We start from the raw sequence: 23,401 nt of genomic DNA, 5'->3' as shown, positions 1-23,401 counted from the left end.
CCAAATATGAAATTGCGGACATTATAAAATAAAACCAATCTCCGGGTTTTTTATGTTTGGAATAACTCTCATTACCGTGCTTCTGGCGTTTGCATTTACATTTACAAACGGATTTCAGGATGCAAGCTCAGTAGCTGCAACATTTATTGCATCCAGATCTGCAACACCCAGACAGGGAATATCATTTGTTGCAGCAATGACATTACTGGGTGCTTTGCTTGGAGGAAGTGCCGTTGCATTTACACTTTCCGGACTTATATCGGTTGATTCAGGCGTAAAGGTTGTACTGGTAATGCTTGCGGCAATCACCGGTGCAACTTTATGGAATTTTTTTACCTGGAAATTCGGCCTTCCCTCATCATCCACTCATGCATTAATTGGCGGTCTTATCGGTGCAGCTGTTGCAGGAGAGGGAATAAACAGTGTATACTGGGGTTTTAATGAACTCTTATCCTCTTCACATGAACTGGCAGGTCTTGTCAAAATTCTAATTTTTTTGATTGTTTCGGTATTAATTGGTCTTTTTGGAAGCTATCTGCTCCATAAATCATCGATGTTGATCTTAAAAAACAGGAAAATATCAATCAATAAAAAAATTATCAGAATGAACTGGCTGGCAGCAGCTGTCATTGCATTCAGTAACGGCGCAAACGACTCACAAAAACAGCTTGGGATAATTGCCCTTGTTCTTTTTGCCGCCGGAGAATCCGCAACTCTTGACATTCCGCTCTGGGTACGGATAATGTGTGCTGTATTCCTTACACTCGGAACTCTTGGAGGAGGATGGAGAATTATGAAGACACTTGGAAACAGGATTTTTAAACTAAAACCAATACACTCTTTTGATTCACAGATCTCATCCGGTATCTCAATAGCACTCTCAACACTGGCAGGTGCTCCTGTATCCTCAACACATATTATATCCATGTCTGTACTTGGAGCAGGTGCAGCAGAAAACCCGAAAAAGGTTCAGTGGTCAGTAGGAAAAGATATAATTATTGCGATGATTATGACTATTCCTATTACGATGCTTATATCTTCAATAATCTATATTGCAATCTCATCCCTGGCAGGAGTTTCTTAAAAATGAAGATAAAAACAAAAGAGTGGATTAAGAAAAAAAACAGCATTTTCAATTCTATCTTTCCAAGAGAGTATAATTTTGAGATTATGCTTGCCAAACAGGCGGAAATGACACTTAGTGGCGTGGAATGCTTTTGTAAATGGCTTGAGAACAATCCTGTTAAAGAACCGGTTGATCTTGAAAAAAATGCGGTTGATGCTGACAGTATGCGGCATGATATGGAGGAAAAATTAATCAATGCATTTTCAACGCCTTTTGACAGGCAGGACATATACACTCTGTCAAGAAATATGGATTATATTCTCAACTACTCAAAAGAGACTGCAAAAGAGATGTACGCATTCGGAGTTGCACCCGATGATGCAATTTTAAATATGGCCGGTGCACTTCACAGCGGTACAAAAAGTATGGCTGAAGCAGTCACAATAATGAAATCTGACAGAATCACGGTTGAAAAAAAGATAAGAGATGCCAGGCGGCATATGCATGAGATTGATGACTTTTATATCTCAGGCATGACTATGATTTTAAATAACGATAACGCAATTGAGGCACTTAAAAAAAGAGAGATCTATCACCATTTAAAAGATGCAGGATGGGCTCTTCAAAGAACAATTGACCTTTTACACAAGGCTGTTGTGGGACTGAATTAAATTAATAAATGAAAAATTAAACCTTTTCAACAAAAAAATATTAACTTTCTTTTTTTTTTGAATTATTAAGATATTGTCGTTATCCCACCCCCAGAGCGTACCCAAAGCGGTATGCTTGAAGGGGGCTGTCGTTCTGCAAACAAGAAAACAGAACAAAATAAGCCGTTGGAGGGATTTGAACCCCCGACCTGCTGATTACGAATCAGCCGCTATACCTCTAAGCCACAACGGCAAAATTATGATTATGCCTGTATAACTTTTCTTTAAAAAATTATAAAACAGGTGGATTGAATCCTGCTTTGATAAAACCCACAAATGACTTATCAGGAGTAACCCCTGATTGTAACACCCGAATCAGAGCCGTTTTTTGACTCCACAACCCCTTTTATTTCCCCAAATTTGGCTTCATAATCAGAAACAGTCTTTGAAAGAACTTCTGAGAAATTCTTCGCATGCTTAGGGCTTATTGACACAATTGCTTTAGCCCTCGCATGATTTGTCCCGGGAATTTCGTGAAGAAAAACAAATGTGAACTCATCATCCTTGTATGCAACCTGAATCCGGTTTGCATATACAGGATCAAGGTCCTGTGGCAGGTTTACTGCAATATCGCGTTTTTCCATACCATATTATTTATCTTAGAACAGATAAGGATTTTTTATATCGCCTGAAAAATTCGAGGAATATCATAATGGAATCATTAAAAATCTCATCCGTTGTCTCATGCCATATCTGCCCCATACGATTCATACTTGAACAAAATAATAAAAATCTTAAAGAACCTGAAAATTACACTCTGGCTAAGCAGATATCATACCATCTTGGCGAAGAGATTCTGCCTGATGAAATATGGGATGAAATAAGAATAATTAATCCGGAAATCTCCTCTGAATATTATGAATTGTATAACACATGGATAAATAATTGCAGACTGTCACGATGGTCAGCGGCATCGCAAAACGATGTCAGGGTTTCTTCAAAAAAATTTGGAATACACGGCATAGTTGACAGGTATTTTGATGAAAAACCTTATTTTGCCCTTACAAGACTGAGCCCTGCACCGGAGACAGGAGTCTATAAAGCTGACAGAGTCCGCTGTGCATGCTTCTCACTTTGTGCCAGAGAATCTCTCGGAATAGATGCTGAAGAGATAATCCTTGAATATATCCCATCCGGAATCTCAAGGGTATGTACAGTTTCCCCAAGAGACAGAAGAGATGCCTTATCTGCCATTAAGCAGGCAAAAAAGATAATATCAGGAAATATTCCTGCAAAACATAAAAATCTGCCCTGTGAAAATTGTTATCTAAAAGATAAATGCTCAAACGGGCCTGTAAAACTTTCAGAAATGATCTAAATCAATCTTTATTCAATGAAGATATTATTATATATTGTGTATGCTATAAATCTGAAATGGTAACGGAGGTCATATTTTTATGGATGAAAATGTTATTAAAAAAGTGAAAATTCTTTCACTCTCATTTATAGTATTGTGTTTTGTATTAACAGCAGGCTGCACAGGTTCCGGCGATACTGCGGCACCCCAGTCAGTTGAACAGACTCAGGCACCGGCAGTCCAGGGATCCACAGGTACAGTAGTTGCCGGTGAAGCGATCCACAACTCAGTTCTAAAGCAATATCTGCCAACTGCGACAGGCAACTGGGAAAGCGGAGAAGCAGTGGGACTTCAGACGAGTGATGGAGGTTACACATGGAGCTGGGTTTCAAAAACATATGAACAAAAGCTTGGCGGAGAAGCAGTAGTTGATGTAATCATACAGGATACTGCCGGAGAAAATGTCGGATATATGGCAACATGGGATACCTATATGGAACTTGATACACCTGATGTTTCATTTAAAAAGACAACAGTTCAGGGATTTCCCGGCTGGATTATAACTGATAAAATTGAAAATGTAATAACGCAGTATGTCAATGTAAATGACAGATTCATGGTTTTCACTTCAGTTGCAGACGGCAAAGAAGACTATCTGACCGTGTTTAACACACAAACAGATCTAAAAGGTCTCTCAAAAGTTGCATAATTATAATTTTTTTAAAAAACTTTTTTTTTAATTTTTAATTATGTTCCTGATAAAATCAGGATGTTCTTACAATTTTTCTTTAATTAATGTTTTTGAGACTATATACTCCCCTTTTGCCTCTCTGGTTGTACCGACCACAAGCCATTTTTCATCTCCGTGATCTTCCATAATACCACAGGCTTCAATAATTTCACCCTTCAGAGCCTGCCCGCTGTATGTATGAGTAAAGGACAATACTCTTGAAATTTCAGGATGATCAACAGAATATACAGCAGGACTGTCAAATGACAGGGATGCATCGGTGACTCTGGCCTCAATTGTTTTTTTGCCAAGAACAGGACCCTTTACAATATTGACCGAATTTACATCCTCATATCCGCGGGTGTAAAGCAGATCAAAATAAGTACCGTCGATCTCCCCCCGATTCCACTTTCTTTTCTCATGCAGAACAAATGTCTCATAATCAATCTCAGGGACACGCTTATTGTAGACCTTCTCCCACATCTTATCCGAAAGTGCTTTTATTCTGCCGGACTTTACAGCCTCAATCAAATTTTTCTGGGCTAAAAACCAAAAATTCCCGTAAACCACCATATCAATATCAGAGGCCTCATTCTCAAGACCGCAGAGAAGAGAACCGGTGCACCCGTAAGTACCTTTTGGAACCCCGAATATTTCTGAAAGTCTCAAAACACGCAGGTCTCCTGCCATAATACTTTCAACCTCATCTTCAGGTTTTAGAACTCTTTTTATGTCCCCTAACGGAACGCGGTGAACAATATCAAGATATTCAGGTTTGTGCTTTTTTATGTATTCAAATGCAGGTTCAAAATCGTATTTTTTATATCTTATACCATATCTTGAAATTCTTTCCCCGTTCTCATCAGGAACATATCTAAGAACGCATCCTGCCTTTTTCTCATTATCATAAGCCGACACAGCATAAAGACAACCATCTTTATCCTCAATAAAATCCCGAAGTCTTATCGCTTTCATAAACAAAAATTCCATAATTTAAAATAAAACCATGAAAAAATATTTTTCATAATTTTTTTCCATCTTATTCCTTAAAATTCCATAAATTATTCTTTTTCTGCAAGAAATTTTCCAATCGCTTCAATATCTCTTCCAGCCCGTATTATATTTTTATTTACCAAATCCACAACAGTGCTGGGAGTCCCCGGAAGAATTCCCCCGTCTATAAAGAGATCATAAACAACAGAAATCTCACTAAACTCCACAGGTGCTTTTCCGCCGGAAATATTGGCACTTGTTGATGTAATGGGAGCATCAAACTCACTTATAATTTTTAAGGCAGTCTCATTGTCAGGCATTCGTATTCCTATATATCCCGTCCCTCCGGTCAGAATAGAGGGTATACACTTGTTAGCCTTAACTATTGCCGTAACCGGGCCCGGCAGGAATTTTTCCATGAATTCCTGCTCAAAATCACTCATTAAAGTTACCGCAAGAGCCATTTCCAGATCACAGACAGCTATGGAAACAGGATTTGATAAAGGCCTTTTCTTAACCTCATATACCCTGTGGATTGCATTATCCGAAAATGCATCACAACCAAGGCCATATACAGTTTCGGTGGGATAGACTATCAGACCGTCACGATGCAGGACAGAAACAGCTTCATCTATCTTTGTTCTCAAAATTGCTGCCCCCTGATACGATTTATGTCAAATACCGCAAGATCACTGGAATGCATTACTGCAAAAACACCGGCCTGAATAGGATCAGTAACAATAAGATCAGCATGCTTTGGTATACTACCGGCCATCCGAAGTGAAATTACAGGTATACCTGATGAACGTACTTTTTCAACTGATTCGGATATTGATCCTCCCATAAGTGAACCTGCAAGTACAAGCACGGCAACTCTTGGCAGACGGCATACCGCATCAATTGTTGCAGCAAGGTCCTTTTCTCCGACAAGAGGAATAGTGTCGACAGAAATTCTTTCCCCGCGAATGTTATGGCGGTCTGCCTCATTAACGGCACCCATCGCAACCTGTGCCACCTGTGCCCCGCCTCCGACAATAATAATTCTCTTACCAAATATCTTTGAAAGCGGCTGATATGCCTTTACTGAATGGATATTTTTCAGTTCCAACAGATCAGAAGACAAGGAATCTATGTCATCCACATTTTCAAATTCAAAGTAGATAAAAGAACTTTCACCTTCAATGCCTGTCGGAAGGACAGATGCCTGTGCAAGAACTATGTTCGCACCATGTGACACCATAACCTCAGATACATCCCTTAATACCCCCTGGCAGTTTTCACTTAAAATGCTGATAGCATATATTTCCGAATTTGTCATTTGTTGTGAATCTATCTTGTATTTTAGGATAATTATATCTTTTTAATAACTAAAAAAATGGTTTTTAAACATTCAGTCAAATAAAAAAAAGATGCGATAACCGGGAATCGAACCCGGGTCAGAGGCTTGGGAAGCCACTGTCCTGCCGCTAGACTATTACCGCAGATAATACTCTGTTTCCCGATTGGAATTACTAAACCATAAATATTGTTCTTATCATCAGGAAAATTAACAATAATAAAAAAAACGAATTTATCAGGAAATACGATGCTTTTATTATGCCATATATCGATTTAATATATAGCACATGAAATACGGTGCTGACTTTAGTGTAAGTCCGACGTGTCTTGAATTAAAAAAGATACTGCCCCTAAGCGGGCTTTGGGATTACAAAAATAGTCAGTAATGACTTTTTTTGGACTTACATGCAGACTTGCAGGACTTTAACGAATTTTTCGTGAATGTCTTAGTAAAAACGTCAACTTTCCTGTGGAAAGAAAACGTTTTTGAATCAAAACCGTGAAAAAATCACAGAGAATTTTTCATATAAAACTAAACATCATTATATCAGTGATGTTTAGAAGCTCAAAAAAGCCAAAACGGTTTTTTTGAAGTATCTTATAATTAAGGTGGTGAACAATGGCACGAATGCATGCCCGCCGACGCGGAACATCTGGTTCAGTATGTCCGCTTCGCACAGAGGCACCTGAATGGTCCAACACGGACACAGCAGAAATTGAGAAAATTATCATAGATCTCAGAAAAAACGGTATGTCAAGCGCACAGATAGGACTTGTTCTACGTGACAAGCACTGTGTTCCAAGTATAAAACTTGCAACCGGAAAACGTATGGAACAAATCCTTGCAGAAAATGGCCTTGAATCAGATATTCCTGAGGATCTCAGAAACCTTATTGTAAAGGCTCTTGGTATGAGAAAACACATCGCCGAGAACAAAAAGGATGTACACAACAAACGCCAGCTTCATCTTACTGAGGCAAAAGTCAGAAGACTTGGCAAATACTACGTGAGAACCGGTAAAATGCCAAAGGGCTGGGCATACAAGCCGGAAACAGCGGAGTTCCTGTTATCAAGATAATTTCTGATATATGTCCATAGAATCCGCTGCAGGTCACATTGCGGACAAACTGTCCGAATCTGATCATCTGAGAGTATACGGCCATCATGACGCGGACGGAATAGCTTCGGCTACGATAATGTGTCATGCTTTAAACAGAATGGGAAAAAAATTTCATCTGACAATTAAAGACCGAATCTCTCATGAAGATATCAAAAAAGATGAGGTCACACTTCTGTGCGACTTCGGGGCTTGTTTAGAAGACCTGCCGGAAGAAGTAATGGTTGTGGATCATCATGTACCCTGCTTCAATGGGGAATACCACGCAAATCCGCGACTTTGCGGAATTGACGGAGAAAAAGAACTCTCTGCCTCAGGCGTTGCATATATTGTAGCAAACCATATGGGGGACAACAGAGACTTATGCGGACTTGCACTGCTTGGAATTATAGGTGACAGGCAAAATATTGCAGGAAAGAACCAGGAGATCGTAAACGAAGGAATTGCCAACCAGTTCATTGTACCTGACAGGGGAATTCCACTTGCAGGGAGGAATCTTGAAGAGAAACTCTACACAGCAATTGATCCTTATCTACGCGGCATAAGCGGAGAAAAAGGAGCTGTAAAAGATATTCTTAACAGATCTGTAAAAGAACAGGAATGCAGCTACGATACCCTGCTTTCAGACGTCATACTTAAAATCGCACCCGAAACTAACGACAAAGCCATGCAATCCCTCTGGGGAGACATGTATGAACTTGAAAGAGGAGTAATACATGATGCACACAGCATGGCGGCAGTTGTTGAATCATGCGGCCTCTCAAAAAGAGGCGGTCTTGGAGTAACACTCTGCCTCAGGTTAACACAGGGTGTGGAAGAAGCATGGGACATTGCAATAAAACACCGCTTAAACGTCATATCCGCAATAAAAAATACACAGAAAATCGAAGAGTCAATTCCACTCTTTGAGGTATCTGACCCGACAACAGCAAGCAGCGTTGCAGATTCACTTGCATATGACAGTCTGTATGATACACCGGTATTTGTAGTAGTGAAATCCGGTGAAAAATATTCAGTATCTGCCAGATGTCCTTTCGGTGTTGATTATGACCTGTCTGAATTCATGAAAAACATGGCAGAAAAGTCAGGCGGCACAGGGGGAGGACACATATCCCGTGCAGGCGGAACCTTTGAAAAGGACGGACTGTTAAAGTTCAAAGAAGGATTAAAGGAGGCTTTTGCTTAGATGATGAAAATCACAGGAACAGTGACCACATACCACAAATATCCGGAATGTATCGCTGAATCCTTAAAAGCAGACAACCTTTCATCAATGACAACAAAAACAGGTGAAAACTGCGTGGTGTGGAAAATAAACGGAGACAAACTTCGCTCCGTCATTGCGTCGGTGGATGATTATCTAATGAATCTTTCAGTCGCAGAGGAAATATGCGGATGTGTTTCGAAATGAAGACAGAAGTTCAGATTGATATAAAAAAACAGCAGGATTTAATGGACACAGCATATATTTGAGGTGAAAATATGGCAAGAAGAAAACAAATCGGAAGAAGAGTAGAAGGATGGAAAGCAAAAAAATGGTTCAAGGTGTATTCACCCGAAGTATTTGACAAGATTTACCTCGGAGATACAATTGCAAATGAACCTGAGAAAGTCTATGGTCGTGTTATGCAGACAACACTCGGTGAGATGACACAGGACTATTCAAAGCAGAACATCAAGATGAGATTTAAGGTTACTGAAGTTGCAGGCGATGCAGCATACACAGACTTTGCAGGACATGAAGTCACAAAAGACTACCTCCGTGCAATGGTAAAACGCCGAACTTCAAGAATCGACAGTATAGTTCTGGCAACAACAAACGACGGCAGAAAGATCCGTGTTACAACAACATGCTTCACAATCAACCGTGCAGATGCAAGCCAGGAACACGCAATCAGAAAAGAGATCACAAACTACATACTCAGCAAAGCAAAAGAGCAGACCTACTACCAGTTCGTAAAAGACATGGTTATGGGCGAGATCTCACGTGATATCTTTAAGAGCATAAAACTGATTCACCCGACACGCCGTGTTGAGGTAATCAAATCCAAGGCAATCGAGGCAAAGACTGTTATCGCACAGTAAATGTCTGATTGTAATAATTAAAATTCAAGGAAGTGTTATAAATGGGAAAAACAGGTATAACCTCATGGACTCAGATTAAGAGTGTATCAGGCCAGCTAAGACTTGTCCCGGCTAAAGAGGGAACTTACAAAAAGCCAGGTCCAAACCAGCGCTTTAAGTCAGGTGCAAAACTTAAGAGAGCAATTCAGAAAACACAGGATGCACAGCGCGGCGGAAGAAGAGGAGGAGGAGCCAGAGGAGGACGCAATTCACGCAACACTCCCCAGGTAGACCCACGCTTCAGAAGGCGTATTAAGCGCTCTGCAGCATCAATTAAAGGTGCAAAAGCCAAGTCCAAATAAGACAAACTGAGGCTATAAAAAAACAGCCTCATTTTTCTATTGAGAGAATAAAGGTAGGTTTATTGAGATGAATCCAAAAGAAGCAATCCAGAATTATCTTTTTGCAGAACGCGTCAAAACAAATTTAATTACTGCTTCCCAGATGATAGCAGTCTTATATGAATTAAAAGGCGCGGAGAAATCCGGAGCAAAAAAGATTGTTAAAATATTTATTGGTGCTATAGAACATGATCTTGTCATGGCCCACAAGGCCTCAGGAAAACAGGAATTTTTAGACGCATCAGGTATTTTGGAGCAGACAGAGAGCATGATTGATAATGAAGACTTCGATGATGTGCAACTGGCTGTAGGCAGTGCAATAACAAAAGCCACAACTCCCGCACAACAGGCGTGGCAGGTGCTATCCGAAAATGAATTCGTCTGAGTTTCACACTTTTCTCAGCACAAGATCTTCTGTAAGAGATTTTACAGACAGTCCTGTTTTGGAAGATGAAATTAATTATATCATTAAATGTGCAGGCACAGCACCCAGTGCAGGAAACCGCGAATCGTGGGATGTTGTGATTATTACTGATGAGGGTTTAAAAGAGGATCTCTCTGATGCCGCATTTAATCAGGAGCACATAAAAGACGCACCTGTTATTCTTGCGGTCTGTGCAAATTACGTCCGTTCAATGTCACAGTACGGCGAAAGAGGTATTCTCTATGCAGTTGAGGATGCAGCTATTGCCACGACATACATGATGCTCGCGGCACACGCAATAAGGCTTCAGACATGCTGGACAGGGGCTTTTGATGATCAAACAGTTACAGAAATTCTCGGTCTTGCGCATCATGCAAGGCCTGTGGCACTTCTGGCAGTAGGTCATGGCAGACTTCCGGAATGCCGCATGGAAAGAATGCCGATACACGAACATATCCATGAAGAGACATGGTAGAAAAAACAGGTTAGAAAAAAAAAATGTCAGATTATCTTGTAACGCTGGAATCAGCATGGGTTGTTAAGGATGTAGAAGGCCTTGATGACGCAATAGGTATTGCAATTAGTGAAGCCGGAAAGCGCTTAAATCCATCCGCAAAATTTGTGGAAATTGAAATAGGTCAGCTTGAATGCCCGCTTTGTGAGGATTTATTAAACAATGCACTCGTTGTCGCAAACGTCGGACTTGTAGGTCTTATTCTTGAGATGAAAGTCTTTAAGGCGGAAACGGAAGAACACGCAAGCAGAATTGCAAAATCAGTAATCGGAAAAGCACTCCGCGACATACCGCTTAAAGTGGTTGAAGTAAAGGAGATTTGAGCATGATATCAGTTGTAGGTCATACTGCAATTGATCATATATTTACAGTTCCAAAGCTTCCGGAAAGACACAGTTCGGTTCCGGTTTTGGATCATAAAGTCTATTTTGGCGGCGGTGCGGCAAATATTGCAGCAGGCATCGCTGTTCTGGGCGGAAAGACTAAACTGATAAGCGCTGTAGGTAAGGATTTTAAAAACAGTCCGTTTGAAAACTGGTTAAAACAGATAGGCGTTTGTAATCAGCTTTTCATATCAGAAGATAAGAACACACCGACCTGCTATCTGTTCAATGATCTTTCAGGTGATCAGACAACAGTATTTGAATGGGGTGCATCAGAGCTTTTTACAACAGAAACTGCTCCGTCAGAGGAATTTGTCCATATGGCAACTGCTGATCCGGAGTTTAATGCAAAGGTTGCGGAAAAAGCAGAGTTCTCATCATTTGATCCGGGTCAGGATCTTATAAATTACTCAAAGGAACAGCTCAAATCCATAACCGGCAATATTGACATACTCTTTGCAAATCATCACGAAGTAAAGGGAATGTGTGAAAAGATTGGAATTACAAAGAGCGAGCTTCTAAAAGAAATACCTGTATCTGTAATTACGATGTCAGGGGACGGAAGCGAACTGCATATGAATGGCGATGTAAAAAAAATACCTGCGGTTTCTGTTAAACTTGCAGATCCGACAGGTGCCGGCGATGCATACAGGGCAGGATTTTTAACGGCATACAAAATGGGATATCCTGAAGTTACATGCTGCAAAGTAGGAACAACTGCGGCATCTTTTGTTGTTGAAGAAACAGGCTGCCAGACAAATCTTCCCGACTGGGAGATAATGTCAAAGCGGTATAAAGATAATTTCGGCGACTTATAAACTATATAGTAAAATGATTTCAAACAGGTGCATAGTGTACCAAAAACAGGAGAAACAAATAATATGGCACCGATAGGCGAATCAAAGATTGAAGGTCTGAGTAAATTTCTGTTCCTGGCCCCGTCATGGCCACGTTCACTCTCAATAATATTTTTCCTTGGTCTTGTCCTTGACATCGCAAGTTTTCTCAGAAACCATGAAATCCAGCATTTTGGAATATTCGGGTTTTTCATCCCCGCTCTTATCGCATTTATTCTGACAAAACCGGTTGTCGAAATTTTCGGCAGGAAAATAACATGGAACAGGTCGGCGCTTTTAGCGCTTGCATGTACAGTCTTCTCAATAATTATCAGTCTTTTCCCTGTTTTACTGATTTTTGAAGGAATTTTTCCACTGTTATTTGCAGTATCCCTTGGTTTTGTCTTTGGTATCCGCTTAATCGTCCTTGTGGCAATCGCAGATTACAAGATGTCACATATGGTGTTTCCGGCACTCCTGCAGAGTGTTTGTGCGGTCGCTGTTGGAACATACTATTTTGGTATGATATTTACCCTCTACGCCATTCTTATTCACCTGCTCTTCGGTGCAGGTGTGATTCTCTTTTTGTGGCTTGTTGAAAGACCTTTGAGAAAGAATTTCCATATAAGTGCCCTTAATTTCATCAATGCGTTTATTGCGCACAATACAGACGGCTCAAAGGCACTTGAAGAATTTTTCCATGAGATAGGAGAAGAAGTCTACGTCCCGCAGGTCACTCTCTTCTTCAAAAGAGAAGGAAAAAAGGATATTTTATTCACTGTCCCAAATCTTCATCCCGGCCCTATGGGTGAGATCGGCGGCGGGAATCTCCCCAAAGTGATACATGAATCACTCGGAGGAGAAACACTTGTTCCTCACGGATGTGCAACTCACGACTTCAATCTGGTATCTGAAAATGAAATTCCAAAGGTTGTTGCAGCTATCGAAAAGACAAAGAAAGATATTGTCTACAGTAACACTGCAGGAGAATCAGTCCGATACAAATACGGGTCGGTTCAGGTTCTTGCACAGCCTTTTGGGGATGCACTTTTACTTGTAAGCACAAGATACCCCGAAATGACAGAGGATATCGATTATCCTATAGGTCTCTCAATTATGTCCGAGGGTCATAAGAGATTTAATCATGTGGCTTTTGTCGATGCACACAACTGCATGGTTGAAGTTGCAAGCCCTGTTATGCCTGCTTCCCACACAGCATTTGAATATATGAAAGCCTGTGATCTCGCAGGAGATGCGGCATTAAAAGAGAACAGGTCGGAATTTAAGGCAGGAGTTTCACATGTGGATGTTCCCTTTACACGCATGGAAGGGTTCGGGGATATTGGGATTCAGGCCCTTGTTGTAAGGACAGGAAATAATACAACGGCATATGTTCTCTTTGACGGAAATAATATGCAAAACGGTGTTCGCGACATTTTAAGGAACAAAATACTTGAGATTGTTGATGAGTGCGAACTTATGACAACTGACTCACATGTCGTCAACACTGTAAGCGGCAAAAATCCGATTGGCTGCCGCATTGAGGCTGAAAAGATTCTTCCGTTTGTAGTCAGAGCGGTAGAGGAAGCACTTTTAGATCTCTCACCTGCAGAGTGCGGCGCAACAACTGCGTGGTGTGAGGGAATAACTGTCTTTGGTTCGCACAGGATATCACAGCTTGCAAGTACTGTAAACGCCATGCTGACCTTTATTGCACCATTAGGCTTTACAATACTGATTCTGGCATTCGTATTCTCAATTGTCGGATACTTCATTTTAGTGTGAGAGAACACATCTTTCACAGAATCAAATCCGTTATCTTTTTTTCCAAGGATGTCTAATATGTATAGTCCAGTAATCTGGAAATTATAAGCGAGGGTTGCCGAGCCTGGCCAAAGGCGCGGGACTTAAGATCCCGTTTTGTAGGAATTCGTGGGTTCGAATCCCTCCCCTCGCATTTTTGTTTTGGGTTATAGTTATCTTTTGATTTATGTCCCCCTCATATGTGATAATATCAAGATTTTTTATAGAGACAAACAGTTTTATAATACAAATTGTAATCCTAAAAAATGGGGTTTTTCAAAAGATTCAAAAAAGGTCATGGGAATAATAGCGAATATGAACTACCATGTCCTCATGAAATACATTATGCATTAAAAAATATTGATAAAACTTGTAATGACCTTTTTCCAATAGACGAAACACATTTCTCAATGGAATACATCAAGAAACAGGAGATTGAACAACCCACTCATTGGATTTATAAATATGTAGTTGATCCTCTTGAAATGAATTATAGAACCAGCGCATTGCGAAAATCAATGATTGGGCAATATGATGAAGCAATTATAATTTGTGAAAAAGGTCTTGAAAAATATCTAGATAGTCCTTATCTTCTCTATTTGCAAGGTAGAACTTTAGGTGATATTGGAAGAGTATCTAATAATTGTCAAAAATCCAATGAGGGCATTGAAGTATTAAATCATGTTATTAACTTATATCCAAATTTTGCCGATGCTTATGTTGAAAGAAGTACAATAAAAGAATTACAGAACGATAATAATGGAGCTATTGAAGATTTAACTAAAGCCAATAATATTGAGCCAGGTATTACTAATTATATAAATAAAACGTGCTATCTGTGTGGAAAATTCATCGAAAGTGATTGCAATTCTGTAAAATACCCTGGAATATCAAAAGGATCTTGTGAACTCACAGGCCCAAAATATATCTGCCAATCTTGCTTAGATCAAATGGATGATTCAGATCATAGTAATAAATATGCTGAATTTGTGATATGCAATGAGCAAAATGAAATAGATAAAGCAATCCAGATTTTAAAATCAATATTCAATAATATTAACGAAATGCATTGGTATAATCTCGGCAATTTATATTTCCAGAAAAAAATGTTATCAGAAGCATTGGACTGCTACGAACAAGCCATTTTTTTAAATACAGCCTATATAAAGGCATGGTATCGAAAAGGATCAATTCTGGTGCTGCAAGATAATTTTTTTGAGGCTTATAAATGTTTTAAAAATATTCAAATTCTAGATCCAAATAATAAAGAAGGTTGGAATTCTGCTGCAACTTTTTGCTTATTAACATGTTCGGTAGTAATTCATAATAATACGGTGCAAAGTGGAAAGAACGCAGAGGTAACAGATAAAGAAGTTCAAAAATGGTTAAAAGAATGTAAACCCGTTTGGGAATATGCAATTATGAAAGGATTCAGTGTAAAAAAATCTGGGATAGATGGATTTATTGATTTTTGCTTTGAAAATTATAATTCAATTTTAGATTCTCTTGAACCTTCTATTGGATATCTTAATATTTACCCCTTGAAATGAAAATGTATTTCATAAGATCTTAATTACCTATCACACTAAAAAAATTAAACTATTATCTCAAAAAAATTTCCCTCACTCCCCAATCATTACCCCACTCACAATGATCACACACTCCCTCAATCCACCTTAACCATCTTTCTCCCTTTCGTCTCCGAAAACGTCCGGATAACAACACATATCCCGAATGCAAATATCGCTGCAATAAACATCCCGGTGTCAAAACATTATCTCGTGGCAATAAATACAATAAATGCAATAATTCCCAGTGTAAAAACAAAAGCTAACCTTCTATGCCAATAGCTTCCAAAATTGAAACGAAATACTTTTTTAAAAACCCATAATTGCATTAAAGTCTCAAAGAAATACATGAAACATCGTTGCGGGTGGGCAAATGCAAACGATCTTGAAATTGAGTATCATGACACTCACTGGGGCGTACCTTTACATGATGACAGAATTCTATTCGAATTTCTGATACTGGAAGGCGCACAGGCAGGATTGAGCTGGGATACTATTCTAAAAAAAAGAGCTGCCTACAAAGAAGCATATGATGATTTTGATTTTGACAAAGTTGCAGCGTATGATGATGCAAAGATTGAGGAACTGATGCAGAATAGCGGCATCATACGCAACAGAAGAAAAATTATCTCTTCAATTAAGAATGCGGGCGCATTTATTAAAATAAGAGAAGAATTTGGATCTTTTGATAAATATATCTGGGCTTTCGTTGGCGAAAGACCCATAGATAACTCTCTTCAGTCAATACTTGAAATGCCTGCAAAGACTGAATTGTCTGAGAAAATAAGCAGGGATCTGAAGAAAAGGGGATTTTCTTTTGTGGGGCCGGTCATTGTGTATGCATTCATGCAGTCAGTCGGAATGGTCAATGATCATGAAACCGGATGTTTCAGATATGAAGAATGTAAAAAAATGGCTGATAAATAAAATCATATGAAATTCCCGTCAACAAAACTGCTTCGATAATAAACAATTCAATAAAAATTCAGATTAAAAGACTCCTGCCCCACTCCCTAATCTTCTCCCAGTCACGGAAATCACCCTCAGGCGCCTTCATCGCCTTAACAAGCATCCTCATCGGCAGTGGAAGAGATTTGTATTCAAGTTTTCCTGCGAAAAAATATTTAGAGACAGGATTTACAAACTCCTTTGCCTCTTTTAGTGATTCCTCCATCTTAAGACGATTTTCAGGAGTGTCCTCACTCATTGTAAGACCCGCCGCAAACAACGCGACTTTCTTATCTTTTAAGGAGTCACTGTTTCTTTTCAGAAACCCTGTCGCATCTGATAACCATTTTCCGGCATATACCGGACTTCCGACAATTACAAGATCATATGATTCAATATCAAAGGCATCCTTTGCAGGCATAACATCAGCTAAGACCCCTTCCCCTCTTACTGATTCACCAATAGCCTCTGCAATATCTTTCGTTGAGCCGTATTTTGTTGCGTAGGCGATGAGAACTTTTTCGGACATAATTCATACTTTTTCCTAAAACAGGATAAGTATTTTCCGAATATTCCCGAAAAAATCTGATCTTTTTATCGTTTTATTAAATCCGGAAAAATAAGTTATTATAACCGGTTTTTAATGGTACTGCCCGTTTACTCTGATAAATCTTGTATCATTAAAGGCCATTTCAACTGCTTTTAGGGCACTTATCTCCTTGTCCTTTATTTCAAGCATTATATCGAAATCAAATCCTTTTGTAACCGAAAGAATTTCCATGAAATTATTGATATCAATACTCTGTGTATGACTGCCTCTTCTTGCTCCCGGCATCTGCGTGCTGTAATCAGTCATCGCAATTCCGTCAGATTTCTGCCAGGTATCAGATGCCTCACCTAAAGCAGCAACTATTCCCTCACCTGATGAATTTACAGAATGATGAAAGAAATCAAACAGAACAGGAATTCCGGTTTCGCTGCTGATTTTTATACAGTCCGAAAGAGTGTAACTTTTATCATCGTTTTCTATTACAAGCCTTTTTATGACATTTTCCGGGAGATTTGAATAATTTTTTACAAATCTTTCCATGCTCTCTTTTTTTTCCCCGTATACTCCTCCCACATGAACCTGAATTTTGGCAGAGGTGTTAAGTTTCATCAAATCAAGAACATCGGCGTGATACGAAAGCTCCGCAGATGTTCTTTTAACAACATCGCTTTTCTTTGAATTGATAACATTGAACTGATCGGGATGCATTGATATCCGCATCTCATTTTTTCTGATGAAATTACCGGTTACGGCTAATTTTTCCTTAAAATTACTCTTCCATCCTCTGTCTGAAACAGGATGGGAAGCAAAGGGAACAAGATCGGAGGTGATTCTAAAAAATAAGATATTATGAGAATAATTATACTCTAAAATTTTTCCAAGACAGTCAAGATTTAAGCCGGTTTTTTCGTACTGCTTCTCTTTTGAAAATGAGGACAGCCGAAATGTTCTGCCGGATATACATCCGACACTCCGGTTGATACATGGATATCCGATTTTCATAATTCCGACTCACTTAATTTCTTATTTAAATTCCAGAACTTTTTGGTGAAAACCATAATCGTACCAGATAAATGCAATTCCGGATATTATTCAATACTTTCAGGAAAATGTCTCTGCAATTCTTTCTCCTTTTTCAGTAAGCGTATATATAATCCAGGTTCCCCTTTGTTCACCATAAATAAGATCAGCTTTTTTAAGCACATTTAGATGATATGAAAGTTTGGAGTCTGATATTTTAGTTATGGACTTAATCACACATACGCAAAGAGGCTGAATCTTTAGCATAGACAATATCTTAACTCTGATAGGATCTGAACATGCATGATACATTGAAGAGATAAAACCTATTCTTTCTTCGGAGGGCAAAAGACGGATAAGTCCCTCTATTCCGCCATATGAAGACAGGGAGTCAGCAATGTCTGCAGGAATCTGAAACCCGGTGCATTCTTCACAAAAGTTATCTGAATCTTCATTATGTGAGGTGACCATTTCAGATTAATATGAAATATACCGGAATATATGCATTCGCATTAAAAATTTTTCAGGAAATTTGGAATTTACATTATTATAACCCAATAATATTCTCATAAACCAACAATTCCGATTTTAATTTGGGATATTCAAAATAACAAAAAAATTAAAATAATTATTTCAAATTAAGTTGAAATACATAATTATATATCATATGCTGTTTCATAGATTATTACATCCTTATTTCAACCAATTTTGAAATAAAGGAAAAAAAGGATTTAAAAAATGATAGACCTGATTGCTGGATCATTAATTACAGGGTGGGAAACTCTTGCCGGATATCTGGCAGAGCATGTATTAACATGCCTCATTCCGGCTTTCTTTATAGCAGGAGCAATAGCCTCATTTGTCAAAAAAGAGGCGATTTTGAAATATTTCAGTCCCGATGCCAAAAAAAGTGTATCATACGGACTTGCATCTGTCTCGGGAACAGTCCTGGCAGTCTGCTCCTGCACAATTCTCCCGATGTTCGCAGGCCTTTTCAAACGTGGAAGCGGCATTGGTCCTGCAACCACTTTTCTCTATGCAGGGCCGGCAATCAACATCCTTGCAATAGTCTATACAGCAAAGGTTCTGGGATTTGACCTGGGACTGGCAAGAGCAGTCTTTGCAATAATTATTGCTATTATAATAGGACTTATAATGGCAGTATTATTCAAAACCCATGACAATGAGACGAAAAAGAAGCTTGCACAAATGCCGCAGACTCCTGTCTCTTCAGATACCCCTAAACCAAAATGGGTAGTACCGTCCTTTTTTATTCTTCTTGTGGCAATCCTGATTACAGGAACAGCACAGGCGGACTGGATGATAAAATTCCCGATAATCTACATCCTCACCCTTGCAGTGGCAGTCCTTCTGATCTATTACTTTGAAAGAGACGAAGTATCAGAATGGGGACTTGAGACATGGGATCTTACAAAAAAGATCTTTCCAATCCTTATAGTCGGAACTTTCCTTTTGGGTATGCTCTCCTTTTTCATCCCGCCGGAGACATTCCAGCCGTTCTTTGGAACAAATTCCCTTCAGTCAACGCTGCTTGCCTCATTTGTGGGAACAATTCTTTACATGCCGACACTTCTGGAAGTCCCTGTCATCGGGACAACTTTCGGCTATACATCAGGATTAATGTCAGGCGGACCTGCTCTTTCACTCCTGTTGTCAGGCCCAAGCGTAAGTCTGCCATCCCTTCTTGTAATATCAAGAGTAATGGGCTGGAAAAAGACAGGTGTGTATGCTGTGCTTGTAATTATTTTCTCGGCACTTGCAGGATTTACATACGGGATATTATTCGGATAAAAAATGTCCTGCAATTTATGAAAAATTAAAAAAGAGATGATGCAAAAATGATGAAAATCGAAGTATTTGGAACAGGCTGCATGAAATGCAAAAGAATGATGAAGAATGTTGAAAAAGCCATAAGCGAACTTGGAATTGAGGCAGAGATTGTAAAAGTGGAGGATATAACCGAGATTATGGAACGCGACATTATGTTAACCCCCGCCCTTATGGTAAACGGCGAGCTTAAAGTCTCGGGAAGGGTTGCAGACGTAACCGAGTTAAAAAAACTCCTTGCAGTGTAATATTCAGCTGATATCAGCCAATTTTTTTCATTCCAGTAAAAAAACAATCCATAACCTTTTTTTCATAAATTCCTTAATGCCAAGATATATACTGTTGTTTCCAAAAACTAATCATGCACAATAACGTCCCGTTGTATGAACTTGAAGACAGGATGAAACGATTTCGTTCTCATATGGATGCTAAAAATCCTGACTGGGAATTAACAGCTGTTTTTGGAAAGGTAAACCTCTACTATTTTACAGGCACTATGCAGGACGGAGTGCTTTTAATCCCGCGTGACGGGGACGCGGAATTCTGGATTAGAAACAGCTATGAACGTGCACTTGAAGAATCTAATTTTAAGAATATAAGACCAATGAAAAGTTTTCGTGAAGCGGCGGAGGACTTTTGTCATAAACCGGAAAAAATTCATATTGAAACAGAATTAGTCCCTGTTGCACACCTGGAAAGATTCCAGAAATATTTCCATTTTAAGGATGTCTCATCAGCAGACAGGCAGCTTTTGGACATCAGATCAAAAAAGAGTGAATATGAACTGTCTTTAATGGAGAAGTCAGGCGAAATACACCGCCACGTATTAGAGGACATTGCGCCTGAAATGCTCAGAGAGGGTATGAGTGAGGCAGAATTTGGAGCATCCCTCTATCAGGTTTTTATAAGCGAGGGACACCAGGGTATCGTAAGATTCGGGATGTCTGATACCGAAATTATGATGGGGCACATTGGATTCGGAGAGAGTTCAATATACCCTTCATACTTCAACGGCGCCAGCGGCACCTGCGGAATGGGACCATATGCACCTGTTCTTGGAAGCAATAAAAGAAAATTAAAATCCGGTGATCTTGTCTATCTTGATGTCGGATGCGGATACCAGGGCTATCAGACAGACAAAACTGTTACATTTATGTTCGGAAAAAAACTCCCAGAAGAAGCAATCGAAAGTCACAATAAATGTGTGGATATCCAGAATGAGATCGCTTCAATGCTAAAGCCGGGCTCTGTTCCCTCAGATATATATAAAACAATAATGGAAAACCTTGATGAAGAGTTTAAAAATAATTTTATGGGATACAACAATCATCAGGTGAAATTTCTGGGCCACGGTATAGGTCTTTTGATTGACGAGATGCCGGTCATAGCCAAAGGTTTTGATGAACCACTGCAGGAAAACATGACACTTGCAGTCGAACCCAAAACAGGCATAAAGGATATTGGAATGGTGGGAATTGAGGATACATTCATTGTAAAATCAGGCGGCGGAAAATGTCTGACCGGGAAAAATCCGGGACTCATACCGGTTTACTAAAGGAAAAAATTCAATCAATTTTAAAAATATATTCAAAAAATAATTATTTTTTATTTTTATCCATTTTATCCCCGGCTTTTTTCATAAGCGTAATAAGGCCTTTTATCATATCCACCGGCTCAGGAGGATTCCCGCTAATTTCCATATCCACCGGAATGACCGAACTCACAGGGCCATATATCGCATAACTGTCCTTAAAGATACCTCTGTTACAGGCATCATCGCCGACCGCAACGACAAATTTAGGGGAAGGTGTTGCATCATACACTTTTTTTAATGCGTACTTCATATTGTTCGTTACAGCACCTGTCACAAAAAGGACATCTGCATGCCGGGGAGATGCCACAAATGTTACTCCAAAACGTTCAACATCATAATAAGGAGAACTCAGATTATTGATCTCTATTTCGGCCGCATTGTCACTCCCGCAGTCAACCTCTCTTATTGCCAGACTTCTCTTAAAAACAGAGTTAATCCCGGTTTTTAGCAGATTTCCGTAGAACTCAAAATCCGGATCTTTTACCTCTACCTTCTCTGAAAGAGGTTTTTGTATCAGTTTTCTGAAAAATGCATTCACTTTACATCACCTCAAAGATCATTTCCCGCATATGAGAGATTCAGACTCTTGTTTATCACAGGAAAGTCAGGAACGATATTATTCATCACAGCATGCTCTATTGAAAGCCAGTTTGTAAATGAGGCCGTTCTTACCTTATAACGCCAGACTATCCCGTTATAAACATTCAGATATGTCAGATTCTGGCCTCTTGCGCCTTCAACCATCGCAAATGTACATCCGTCAGGAATTACAGGATTTAAATCGTTTATCTCCCCTTCCGGTATCTCATGTATGACTCTCCTGATAAAACGTGCTGATGCCATAATATCCTCAGCTTTTATCATAAAACGCGAAAGGACATCCCCTGTATCAGATGAACAGAACTCAGGAGTGAATATCTTATAAATCCCGTACGGATAATCAGCCCTTACATCCCTTCTGCTCCCTGAGGCTCTTGCAACAGATCCTGTAAGATTTAAGGGTCTGACAAAACGAGGCTCAATTACACCTGTTGTTGCAAGTCTGTCGATAAGAGTAGAGGAGTTTATCGCATTATCGTAGGCCTCTTTTACTTTCTCCTCAATTCCGGCAATGAAAGATTCCAGAACCAAAAGCTCGGTTGATATGATGTCGTGCGAAACTCCCCCAATCCTCATATATCCTCTTATAAACCTGTGACAAAAGAGTCTCTTGGAAATCCTCATGCACTCTTCTTTTCGGGCAAGAAACGGGCTTGCACCGACAGGATATCCAACATCAGTTAACATTCCGGCACAATCACTTAAAAGTGAACATATCCTTTCCATCTCAAGTGCAATGCCTCTTAATGCTTCTGCACGCAAAGAAGGCTTAATTCCCGCAATCTTTTCAACAGCAAGGCAGAAACAGACAGAATTTGCCGCAGTCTCATCTCCTGAAACAGATTCTGCAATTTTTAGGCATTCATCAGGCTTTTTACCTTCCGCAAGCTTTTCAATTCCCCTGTGAAGGTAATGAAAACGAGTTTCAAGATTAAATATGCTCTCGCCGATAACGCTGAATCTGAAATGGCCGGGCTCAATTATTCCTGCATGAACAGGACCTACTGCCACCTCATATACTCCTTTTCCCTCAAGTCTCTTAAACTCGTAAAGGTCTTCTTCGGGAATATTATCCCTCATTTTTACCGGCCCGTTTATGAATGATTTTCTCAGCGGATGGAAATTCTCAGGGTATGATTCGTGTAAAAACAGTCTTCTTCTGTCATATGAGCCTTCAAACACAACACCAAAACCGTCAGATATCTCCCTTTCATACAAAGAGGCAACAGGGAATAACTCTGCAACAGATATTGCTCTGCCATCAGTTACATATTCTATCTCAGATACCTGCATGTGATCACGGTTCTCAAACAGATATATCAGTCTGAAAACATATTTTGAAGAGGGATCTTCAAGGCATAACAGACATAAAAGAACAAAACCTGATTCTTTTAAAGAGATTACCTTATCCTTAAATCCGGCAGAATTTAGGAACACATCTTTTTCATAATTAACCGCAGTATTATCAAATATATTTCCTGCATCAGACGAATTTAACATTATAAAACAACTCCCAGACCAAGCTCCGCAACAATCAGATTCAGATAATCATACAGCCATCCGGGAACTGATATTCCAAAATAGACCATAATAAGCA

28 protein-coding genes and 3 tRNA genes are annotated in these 23,401 nt (G+C 39.4%); 20 read left to right on the top strand and 11 right to left on the bottom strand.

Annotated features, from left to right (window positions below):
* The first annotated feature begins 52 nt into the window (after positions 1 to 52).
* Both ACTB1O_RS06490 and ACTB1O_RS06485 read left to right on the top strand, forming a co-directional pair.
* On the top strand, positions 53 to 1,084 hold the full coding sequence (locus tag ACTB1O_RS06490; RefSeq protein WP_462994323.1) for an anion permease: 1,032 nt from the start codon (positions 53 to 55) through the stop codon (positions 1,082 to 1,084).
* A gap of 2 nt (positions 1,085 to 1,086) precedes the next feature.
* Positions 1,087 to 1,737 carry a DUF47 domain-containing protein gene (locus ACTB1O_RS06485; RefSeq protein ID WP_462994322.1) on the top strand — a complete coding sequence of 217 codons (651 nt, stop codon included), beginning with the start codon at positions 1,087 to 1,089 and terminating at the stop codon, positions 1,735 to 1,737.
* 160 nt (positions 1,738 to 1,897) lie between these two features.
* Here ACTB1O_RS06485 and ACTB1O_RS06480 read toward each other — a convergent pair.
* Positions 1,898 to 1,969 (bottom strand) — tRNA-Thr (locus tag ACTB1O_RS06480).
* 91 nt (positions 1,970 to 2,060) lie between these two features.
* Complete coding sequence (locus ACTB1O_RS06475) at positions 2,061 to 2,360, bottom strand: DUF3467 domain-containing protein (protein WP_462994321.1); 300 nt, start codon at positions 2,358 to 2,360, stop codon at positions 2,061 to 2,063.
* 68 nt (positions 2,361 to 2,428) lie between these two features.
* Between ACTB1O_RS06475 and ACTB1O_RS06470 the strand changes: the two genes are divergently transcribed.
* The gene (locus ACTB1O_RS06470) at positions 2,429 to 3,094 is read left to right on the top strand and encodes a CRISPR-associated protein Cas4 (RefSeq protein ID WP_462994320.1); all 666 of its coding nucleotides are present in this window, start codon (positions 2,429 to 2,431) and stop codon (positions 3,092 to 3,094) included.
* Positions 3,095 to 3,173: 79 nt separating this feature from the next.
* Entirely contained in the window at positions 3,174 to 3,782 is a 609-nt protein-coding gene (locus ACTB1O_RS06465; protein WP_462994319.1) for a hypothetical protein, read from the top strand.
* Between the two features lie 66 nt (positions 3,783 to 3,848).
* On the opposite strand, the gene ACTB1O_RS06460 is transcribed toward ACTB1O_RS06465, so the two are convergent.
* The 4 genes from ACTB1O_RS06460 to ACTB1O_RS06445 all read right to left on the bottom strand — a co-directional run bounded on the left by ACTB1O_RS06460 (position 3,849) and on the right by ACTB1O_RS06445 (position 6,277).
* Positions 3,849 to 4,778: a DNA polymerase subunit beta gene (locus ACTB1O_RS06460; protein WP_462994318.1), complete on the bottom strand. Its 930-nt coding sequence runs from the start codon at positions 4,776 to 4,778 to the stop codon at positions 3,849 to 3,851.
* A gap of 86 nt (positions 4,779 to 4,864) precedes the next feature.
* On the bottom strand, positions 4,865 to 5,443 hold the full coding sequence (locus tag ACTB1O_RS06455; RefSeq protein ID WP_462994317.1) for an L-threonylcarbamoyladenylate synthase: 579 nt from the start codon (positions 5,441 to 5,443) through the stop codon (positions 4,865 to 4,867).
* On the bottom strand, positions 5,440 to 6,114 hold the full coding sequence (locus tag ACTB1O_RS06450; protein ID WP_462994316.1) for a DUF5612 domain-containing protein: 675 nt from the start codon (positions 6,112 to 6,114) through the stop codon (positions 5,440 to 5,442). Before ACTB1O_RS06450 ends, ACTB1O_RS06455 begins: the two co-directional genes overlap by 4 nt.
* A gap of 92 nt (positions 6,115 to 6,206) precedes the next feature.
* A tRNA-Gly gene (locus ACTB1O_RS06445) sits at positions 6,207 to 6,277 on the bottom strand.
* A 476-nt stretch (positions 6,278 to 6,753) separates the two neighbouring features.
* Between ACTB1O_RS06445 and ACTB1O_RS06440 the strand changes: the two genes are divergently transcribed.
* From ACTB1O_RS06440 to ACTB1O_RS06380, 13 genes are all read left to right on the top strand, one after another.
* On the top strand, positions 6,754 to 7,212 hold the full coding sequence (locus ACTB1O_RS06440) for a 30S ribosomal protein S15 (protein ID WP_462994315.1): 459 nt from the start codon (positions 6,754 to 6,756) through the stop codon (positions 7,210 to 7,212).
* A gap of 10 nt (positions 7,213 to 7,222) precedes the next feature.
* Entirely contained in the window at positions 7,223 to 8,437 is a 1,215-nt protein-coding gene (locus ACTB1O_RS06435) for a DHH family phosphoesterase (protein ID WP_462994314.1), read from the top strand.
* Positions 8,438 to 8,662 carry a KEOPS complex subunit Pcc1 gene (locus ACTB1O_RS06430; protein ID WP_462994313.1) on the top strand — a complete coding sequence of 75 codons (225 nt, stop codon included), beginning with the start codon at positions 8,438 to 8,440 and terminating at the stop codon, positions 8,660 to 8,662.
* 71 nt (positions 8,663 to 8,733) lie between these two features.
* The gene (locus ACTB1O_RS06425; protein WP_462994312.1) at positions 8,734 to 9,336 is read left to right on the top strand and encodes a 30S ribosomal protein S3ae; all 603 of its coding nucleotides are present in this window, start codon (positions 8,734 to 8,736) and stop codon (positions 9,334 to 9,336) included.
* Positions 9,337 to 9,377: 41 nt separating this feature from the next.
* Positions 9,378 to 9,677: a DUF5350 domain-containing protein gene (locus ACTB1O_RS06420; protein ID WP_462994311.1), complete on the top strand. Its 300-nt coding sequence runs from the start codon at positions 9,378 to 9,380 to the stop codon at positions 9,675 to 9,677.
* 67 nt (positions 9,678 to 9,744) lie between these two features.
* Entirely contained in the window at positions 9,745 to 10,101 is a 357-nt protein-coding gene (locus ACTB1O_RS06415; protein WP_462994310.1) for a hypothetical protein, read from the top strand.
* The gene (locus tag ACTB1O_RS06410; protein ID WP_462994309.1) at positions 10,088 to 10,615 is read left to right on the top strand and encodes a nitroreductase family protein; all 528 of its coding nucleotides are present in this window, start codon (positions 10,088 to 10,090) and stop codon (positions 10,613 to 10,615) included. Before ACTB1O_RS06415 ends, ACTB1O_RS06410 begins: the two co-directional genes overlap by 14 nt.
* A 23-nt stretch (positions 10,616 to 10,638) precedes the next feature.
* On the top strand, positions 10,639 to 10,977 hold the full coding sequence (locus ACTB1O_RS06405) for a DUF555 domain-containing protein (RefSeq protein ID WP_462994308.1): 339 nt from the start codon (positions 10,639 to 10,641) through the stop codon (positions 10,975 to 10,977).
* A 2-nt stretch (positions 10,978 to 10,979) separates the two neighbouring features.
* Positions 10,980 to 11,855, top strand: coding sequence for a carbohydrate kinase family protein (locus tag ACTB1O_RS06400; protein ID WP_462994307.1), 876 nt, complete (start codon positions 10,980 to 10,982; stop codon positions 11,853 to 11,855).
* Positions 11,856 to 11,918: 63 nt separating this feature from the next.
* Positions 11,919 to 13,658 carry a DUF2070 family protein gene (locus ACTB1O_RS06395; protein WP_462994306.1) on the top strand — a complete coding sequence of 580 codons (1,740 nt, stop codon included), beginning with the start codon at positions 11,919 to 11,921 and terminating at the stop codon, positions 13,656 to 13,658.
* A gap of 87 nt (positions 13,659 to 13,745) precedes the next feature.
* Positions 13,746 to 13,830: transfer RNA gene (locus ACTB1O_RS06390), tRNA-Leu, on the top strand.
* 112 nt (positions 13,831 to 13,942) lie between these two features.
* On the top strand, positions 13,943 to 15,226 hold the full coding sequence (locus ACTB1O_RS06385) for a tetratricopeptide repeat protein (protein WP_462994305.1): 1,284 nt from the start codon (positions 13,943 to 13,945) through the stop codon (positions 15,224 to 15,226).
* Positions 15,227 to 15,592: 366 nt separating this feature from the next.
* Positions 15,593 to 16,171, top strand: coding sequence for a DNA-3-methyladenine glycosylase I (locus ACTB1O_RS06380; protein WP_462994304.1), 579 nt, complete (start codon positions 15,593 to 15,595; stop codon positions 16,169 to 16,171).
* A gap of 58 nt (positions 16,172 to 16,229) precedes the next feature.
* Here ACTB1O_RS06380 and ACTB1O_RS06375 read toward each other — a convergent pair whose 3' ends face one another.
* From ACTB1O_RS06375 to ACTB1O_RS06365, 3 genes are all read right to left on the bottom strand, one after another.
* Positions 16,230 to 16,721, bottom strand: coding sequence for a flavodoxin domain-containing protein (locus tag ACTB1O_RS06375; RefSeq protein WP_462994303.1), 492 nt, complete (start codon positions 16,719 to 16,721; stop codon positions 16,230 to 16,232).
* A 111-nt stretch (positions 16,722 to 16,832) separates the two neighbouring features.
* Positions 16,833 to 17,744, bottom strand: coding sequence for a UV DNA damage repair endonuclease UvsE (gene uvsE / locus ACTB1O_RS06370; RefSeq protein WP_462994302.1), 912 nt, complete (start codon positions 17,742 to 17,744; stop codon positions 16,833 to 16,835).
* 99 nt (positions 17,745 to 17,843) lie between these two features.
* Positions 17,844 to 18,233 (bottom strand): ArsR/SmtB family transcription factor, encoded by a 390-nt coding sequence (locus ACTB1O_RS06365; protein WP_462994301.1) that lies wholly within the window; start codon positions 18,231 to 18,233, stop codon positions 17,844 to 17,846.
* Between the two features lie 267 nt (positions 18,234 to 18,500).
* Between ACTB1O_RS06365 and ACTB1O_RS06360 the strand changes: the two genes are divergently transcribed.
* The 3 genes from ACTB1O_RS06360 (at position 18,501) to ACTB1O_RS06350 (ending at position 21,165) form a co-directional block, all read left to right on the top strand.
* A complete protein-coding gene (locus tag ACTB1O_RS06360) occupies positions 18,501 to 19,574 on the top strand; it encodes a permease (RefSeq protein ID WP_462994300.1) in 1,074 nt (357 codons plus the stop codon).
* A gap of 50 nt (positions 19,575 to 19,624) precedes the next feature.
* Positions 19,625 to 19,858 carry a thioredoxin family protein gene (locus tag ACTB1O_RS06355; RefSeq protein ID WP_462994333.1) on the top strand — a complete coding sequence of 78 codons (234 nt, stop codon included), beginning with the start codon at positions 19,625 to 19,627 and terminating at the stop codon, positions 19,856 to 19,858.
* Positions 19,859 to 19,971: 113 nt separating this feature from the next.
* Positions 19,972 to 21,165 carry a M24 family metallopeptidase gene (locus ACTB1O_RS06350; RefSeq protein ID WP_462994299.1) on the top strand — a complete coding sequence of 398 codons (1,194 nt, stop codon included), beginning with the start codon at positions 19,972 to 19,974 and terminating at the stop codon, positions 21,163 to 21,165.
* A gap of 43 nt (positions 21,166 to 21,208) precedes the next feature.
* Here ACTB1O_RS06350 and ACTB1O_RS06345 read toward each other — a convergent pair whose 3' ends face one another.
* Both ACTB1O_RS06345 and ACTB1O_RS06340 read right to left on the bottom strand, forming a co-directional pair.
* Positions 21,209 to 21,742: an NADH-quinone oxidoreductase subunit B family protein gene (locus ACTB1O_RS06345; RefSeq protein ID WP_462994298.1), complete on the bottom strand. Its 534-nt coding sequence runs from the start codon at positions 21,740 to 21,742 to the stop codon at positions 21,209 to 21,211.
* Positions 21,743 to 21,753: 11 nt separating this feature from the next.
* Complete coding sequence (locus tag ACTB1O_RS06340) at positions 21,754 to 23,304, bottom strand: hydrogenase large subunit (protein ID WP_462994297.1); 1,551 nt, start codon at positions 23,302 to 23,304, stop codon at positions 21,754 to 21,756.
* Between the last annotated feature and the right edge of the window lie 97 nt (positions 23,305 to 23,401).

It is taken from the genome of Methanomicrobium sp., assembly GCF_055145805.1.
This window is presented reverse-complemented; position numbering and strand designations above follow the sequence as displayed.

What these genes read in the sequence shown, in the direction of transcription:
- ACTB1O_RS06490 (WP_462994323.1), top strand. Translation starts at nt 53, where the DNA reads ATGTTTGGAATAACTCTCATTACCGTGCTTCTGGCGTTTGCATTTACA.
- ACTB1O_RS06485 (WP_462994322.1), top strand. Translation starts at nt 1,087, where the DNA reads ATGAAGATAAAAACAAAAGAGTGGATTAAGAAAAAAAACAGCATTTTC.
- ACTB1O_RS06475 (WP_462994321.1), bottom strand. Translation starts at nt 2,360, where the DNA reads ATGGAAAAACGCGATATTGCAGTAAACCTGCCACAGGACCTTGATCCT.
- ACTB1O_RS06470 (WP_462994320.1), top strand. Translation starts at nt 2,429, where the DNA reads ATGGAATCATTAAAAATCTCATCCGTTGTCTCATGCCATATCTGCCCC.
- ACTB1O_RS06465 (WP_462994319.1), top strand. Translation starts at nt 3,174, where the DNA reads ATGGATGAAAATGTTATTAAAAAAGTGAAAATTCTTTCACTCTCATTT.
- ACTB1O_RS06460 (WP_462994318.1), bottom strand. Translation starts at nt 4,778, where the DNA reads ATGAAAGCGATAAGACTTCGGGATTTTATTGAGGATAAAGATGGTTGT.
- ACTB1O_RS06450 (WP_462994316.1), bottom strand. Translation starts at nt 6,114, where the DNA reads ATGACAAATTCGGAAATATATGCTATCAGCATTTTAAGTGAAAACTGC.
- ACTB1O_RS06440 (WP_462994315.1), top strand. Translation starts at nt 6,754, where the DNA reads ATGGCACGAATGCATGCCCGCCGACGCGGAACATCTGGTTCAGTATGT.
- ACTB1O_RS06435 (WP_462994314.1), top strand. Translation starts at nt 7,223, where the DNA reads ATGTCCATAGAATCCGCTGCAGGTCACATTGCGGACAAACTGTCCGAA.
- ACTB1O_RS06430 (WP_462994313.1), top strand. Translation starts at nt 8,438, where the DNA reads ATGATGAAAATCACAGGAACAGTGACCACATACCACAAATATCCGGAA.
- ACTB1O_RS06425 (WP_462994312.1), top strand. Translation starts at nt 8,734, where the DNA reads ATGGCAAGAAGAAAACAAATCGGAAGAAGAGTAGAAGGATGGAAAGCA.
- ACTB1O_RS06420 (WP_462994311.1), top strand. Translation starts at nt 9,378, where the DNA reads ATGGGAAAAACAGGTATAACCTCATGGACTCAGATTAAGAGTGTATCA.
- ACTB1O_RS06415 (WP_462994310.1), top strand. Translation starts at nt 9,745, where the DNA reads ATGAATCCAAAAGAAGCAATCCAGAATTATCTTTTTGCAGAACGCGTC.
- ACTB1O_RS06410 (WP_462994309.1), top strand. Translation starts at nt 10,088, where the DNA reads ATGAATTCGTCTGAGTTTCACACTTTTCTCAGCACAAGATCTTCTGTA.
- ACTB1O_RS06405 (WP_462994308.1), top strand. Translation starts at nt 10,639, where the DNA reads ATGTCAGATTATCTTGTAACGCTGGAATCAGCATGGGTTGTTAAGGAT.
- ACTB1O_RS06400 (WP_462994307.1), top strand. Translation starts at nt 10,980, where the DNA reads ATGATATCAGTTGTAGGTCATACTGCAATTGATCATATATTTACAGTT.
- ACTB1O_RS06395 (WP_462994306.1), top strand. Translation starts at nt 11,919, where the DNA reads ATGGCACCGATAGGCGAATCAAAGATTGAAGGTCTGAGTAAATTTCTG.
- ACTB1O_RS06385 (WP_462994305.1), top strand. Translation starts at nt 13,943, where the DNA reads ATGGGGTTTTTCAAAAGATTCAAAAAAGGTCATGGGAATAATAGCGAA.
- ACTB1O_RS06380 (WP_462994304.1), top strand. Translation starts at nt 15,593, where the DNA reads ATGAAACATCGTTGCGGGTGGGCAAATGCAAACGATCTTGAAATTGAG.
- ACTB1O_RS06375 (WP_462994303.1), bottom strand. Translation starts at nt 16,721, where the DNA reads ATGTCCGAAAAAGTTCTCATCGCCTACGCAACAAAATACGGCTCAACG.
- uvsE (WP_462994302.1), bottom strand. Translation starts at nt 17,744, where the DNA reads ATGAAAATCGGATATCCATGTATCAACCGGAGTGTCGGATGTATATCC.
- ACTB1O_RS06365 (WP_462994301.1), bottom strand. Translation starts at nt 18,233, where the DNA reads ATGGTCACCTCACATAATGAAGATTCAGATAACTTTTGTGAAGAATGC.
- ACTB1O_RS06360 (WP_462994300.1), top strand. Translation starts at nt 18,501, where the DNA reads ATGATAGACCTGATTGCTGGATCATTAATTACAGGGTGGGAAACTCTT.
- ACTB1O_RS06355 (WP_462994333.1), top strand. Translation starts at nt 19,625, where the DNA reads ATGAAAATCGAAGTATTTGGAACAGGCTGCATGAAATGCAAAAGAATG.
- ACTB1O_RS06350 (WP_462994299.1), top strand. Translation starts at nt 19,972, where the DNA reads ATGCACAATAACGTCCCGTTGTATGAACTTGAAGACAGGATGAAACGA.
- ACTB1O_RS06340 (WP_462994297.1), bottom strand. Translation starts at nt 23,304, where the DNA reads ATGTTAAATTCGTCTGATGCAGGAAATATATTTGATAATACTGCGGTT.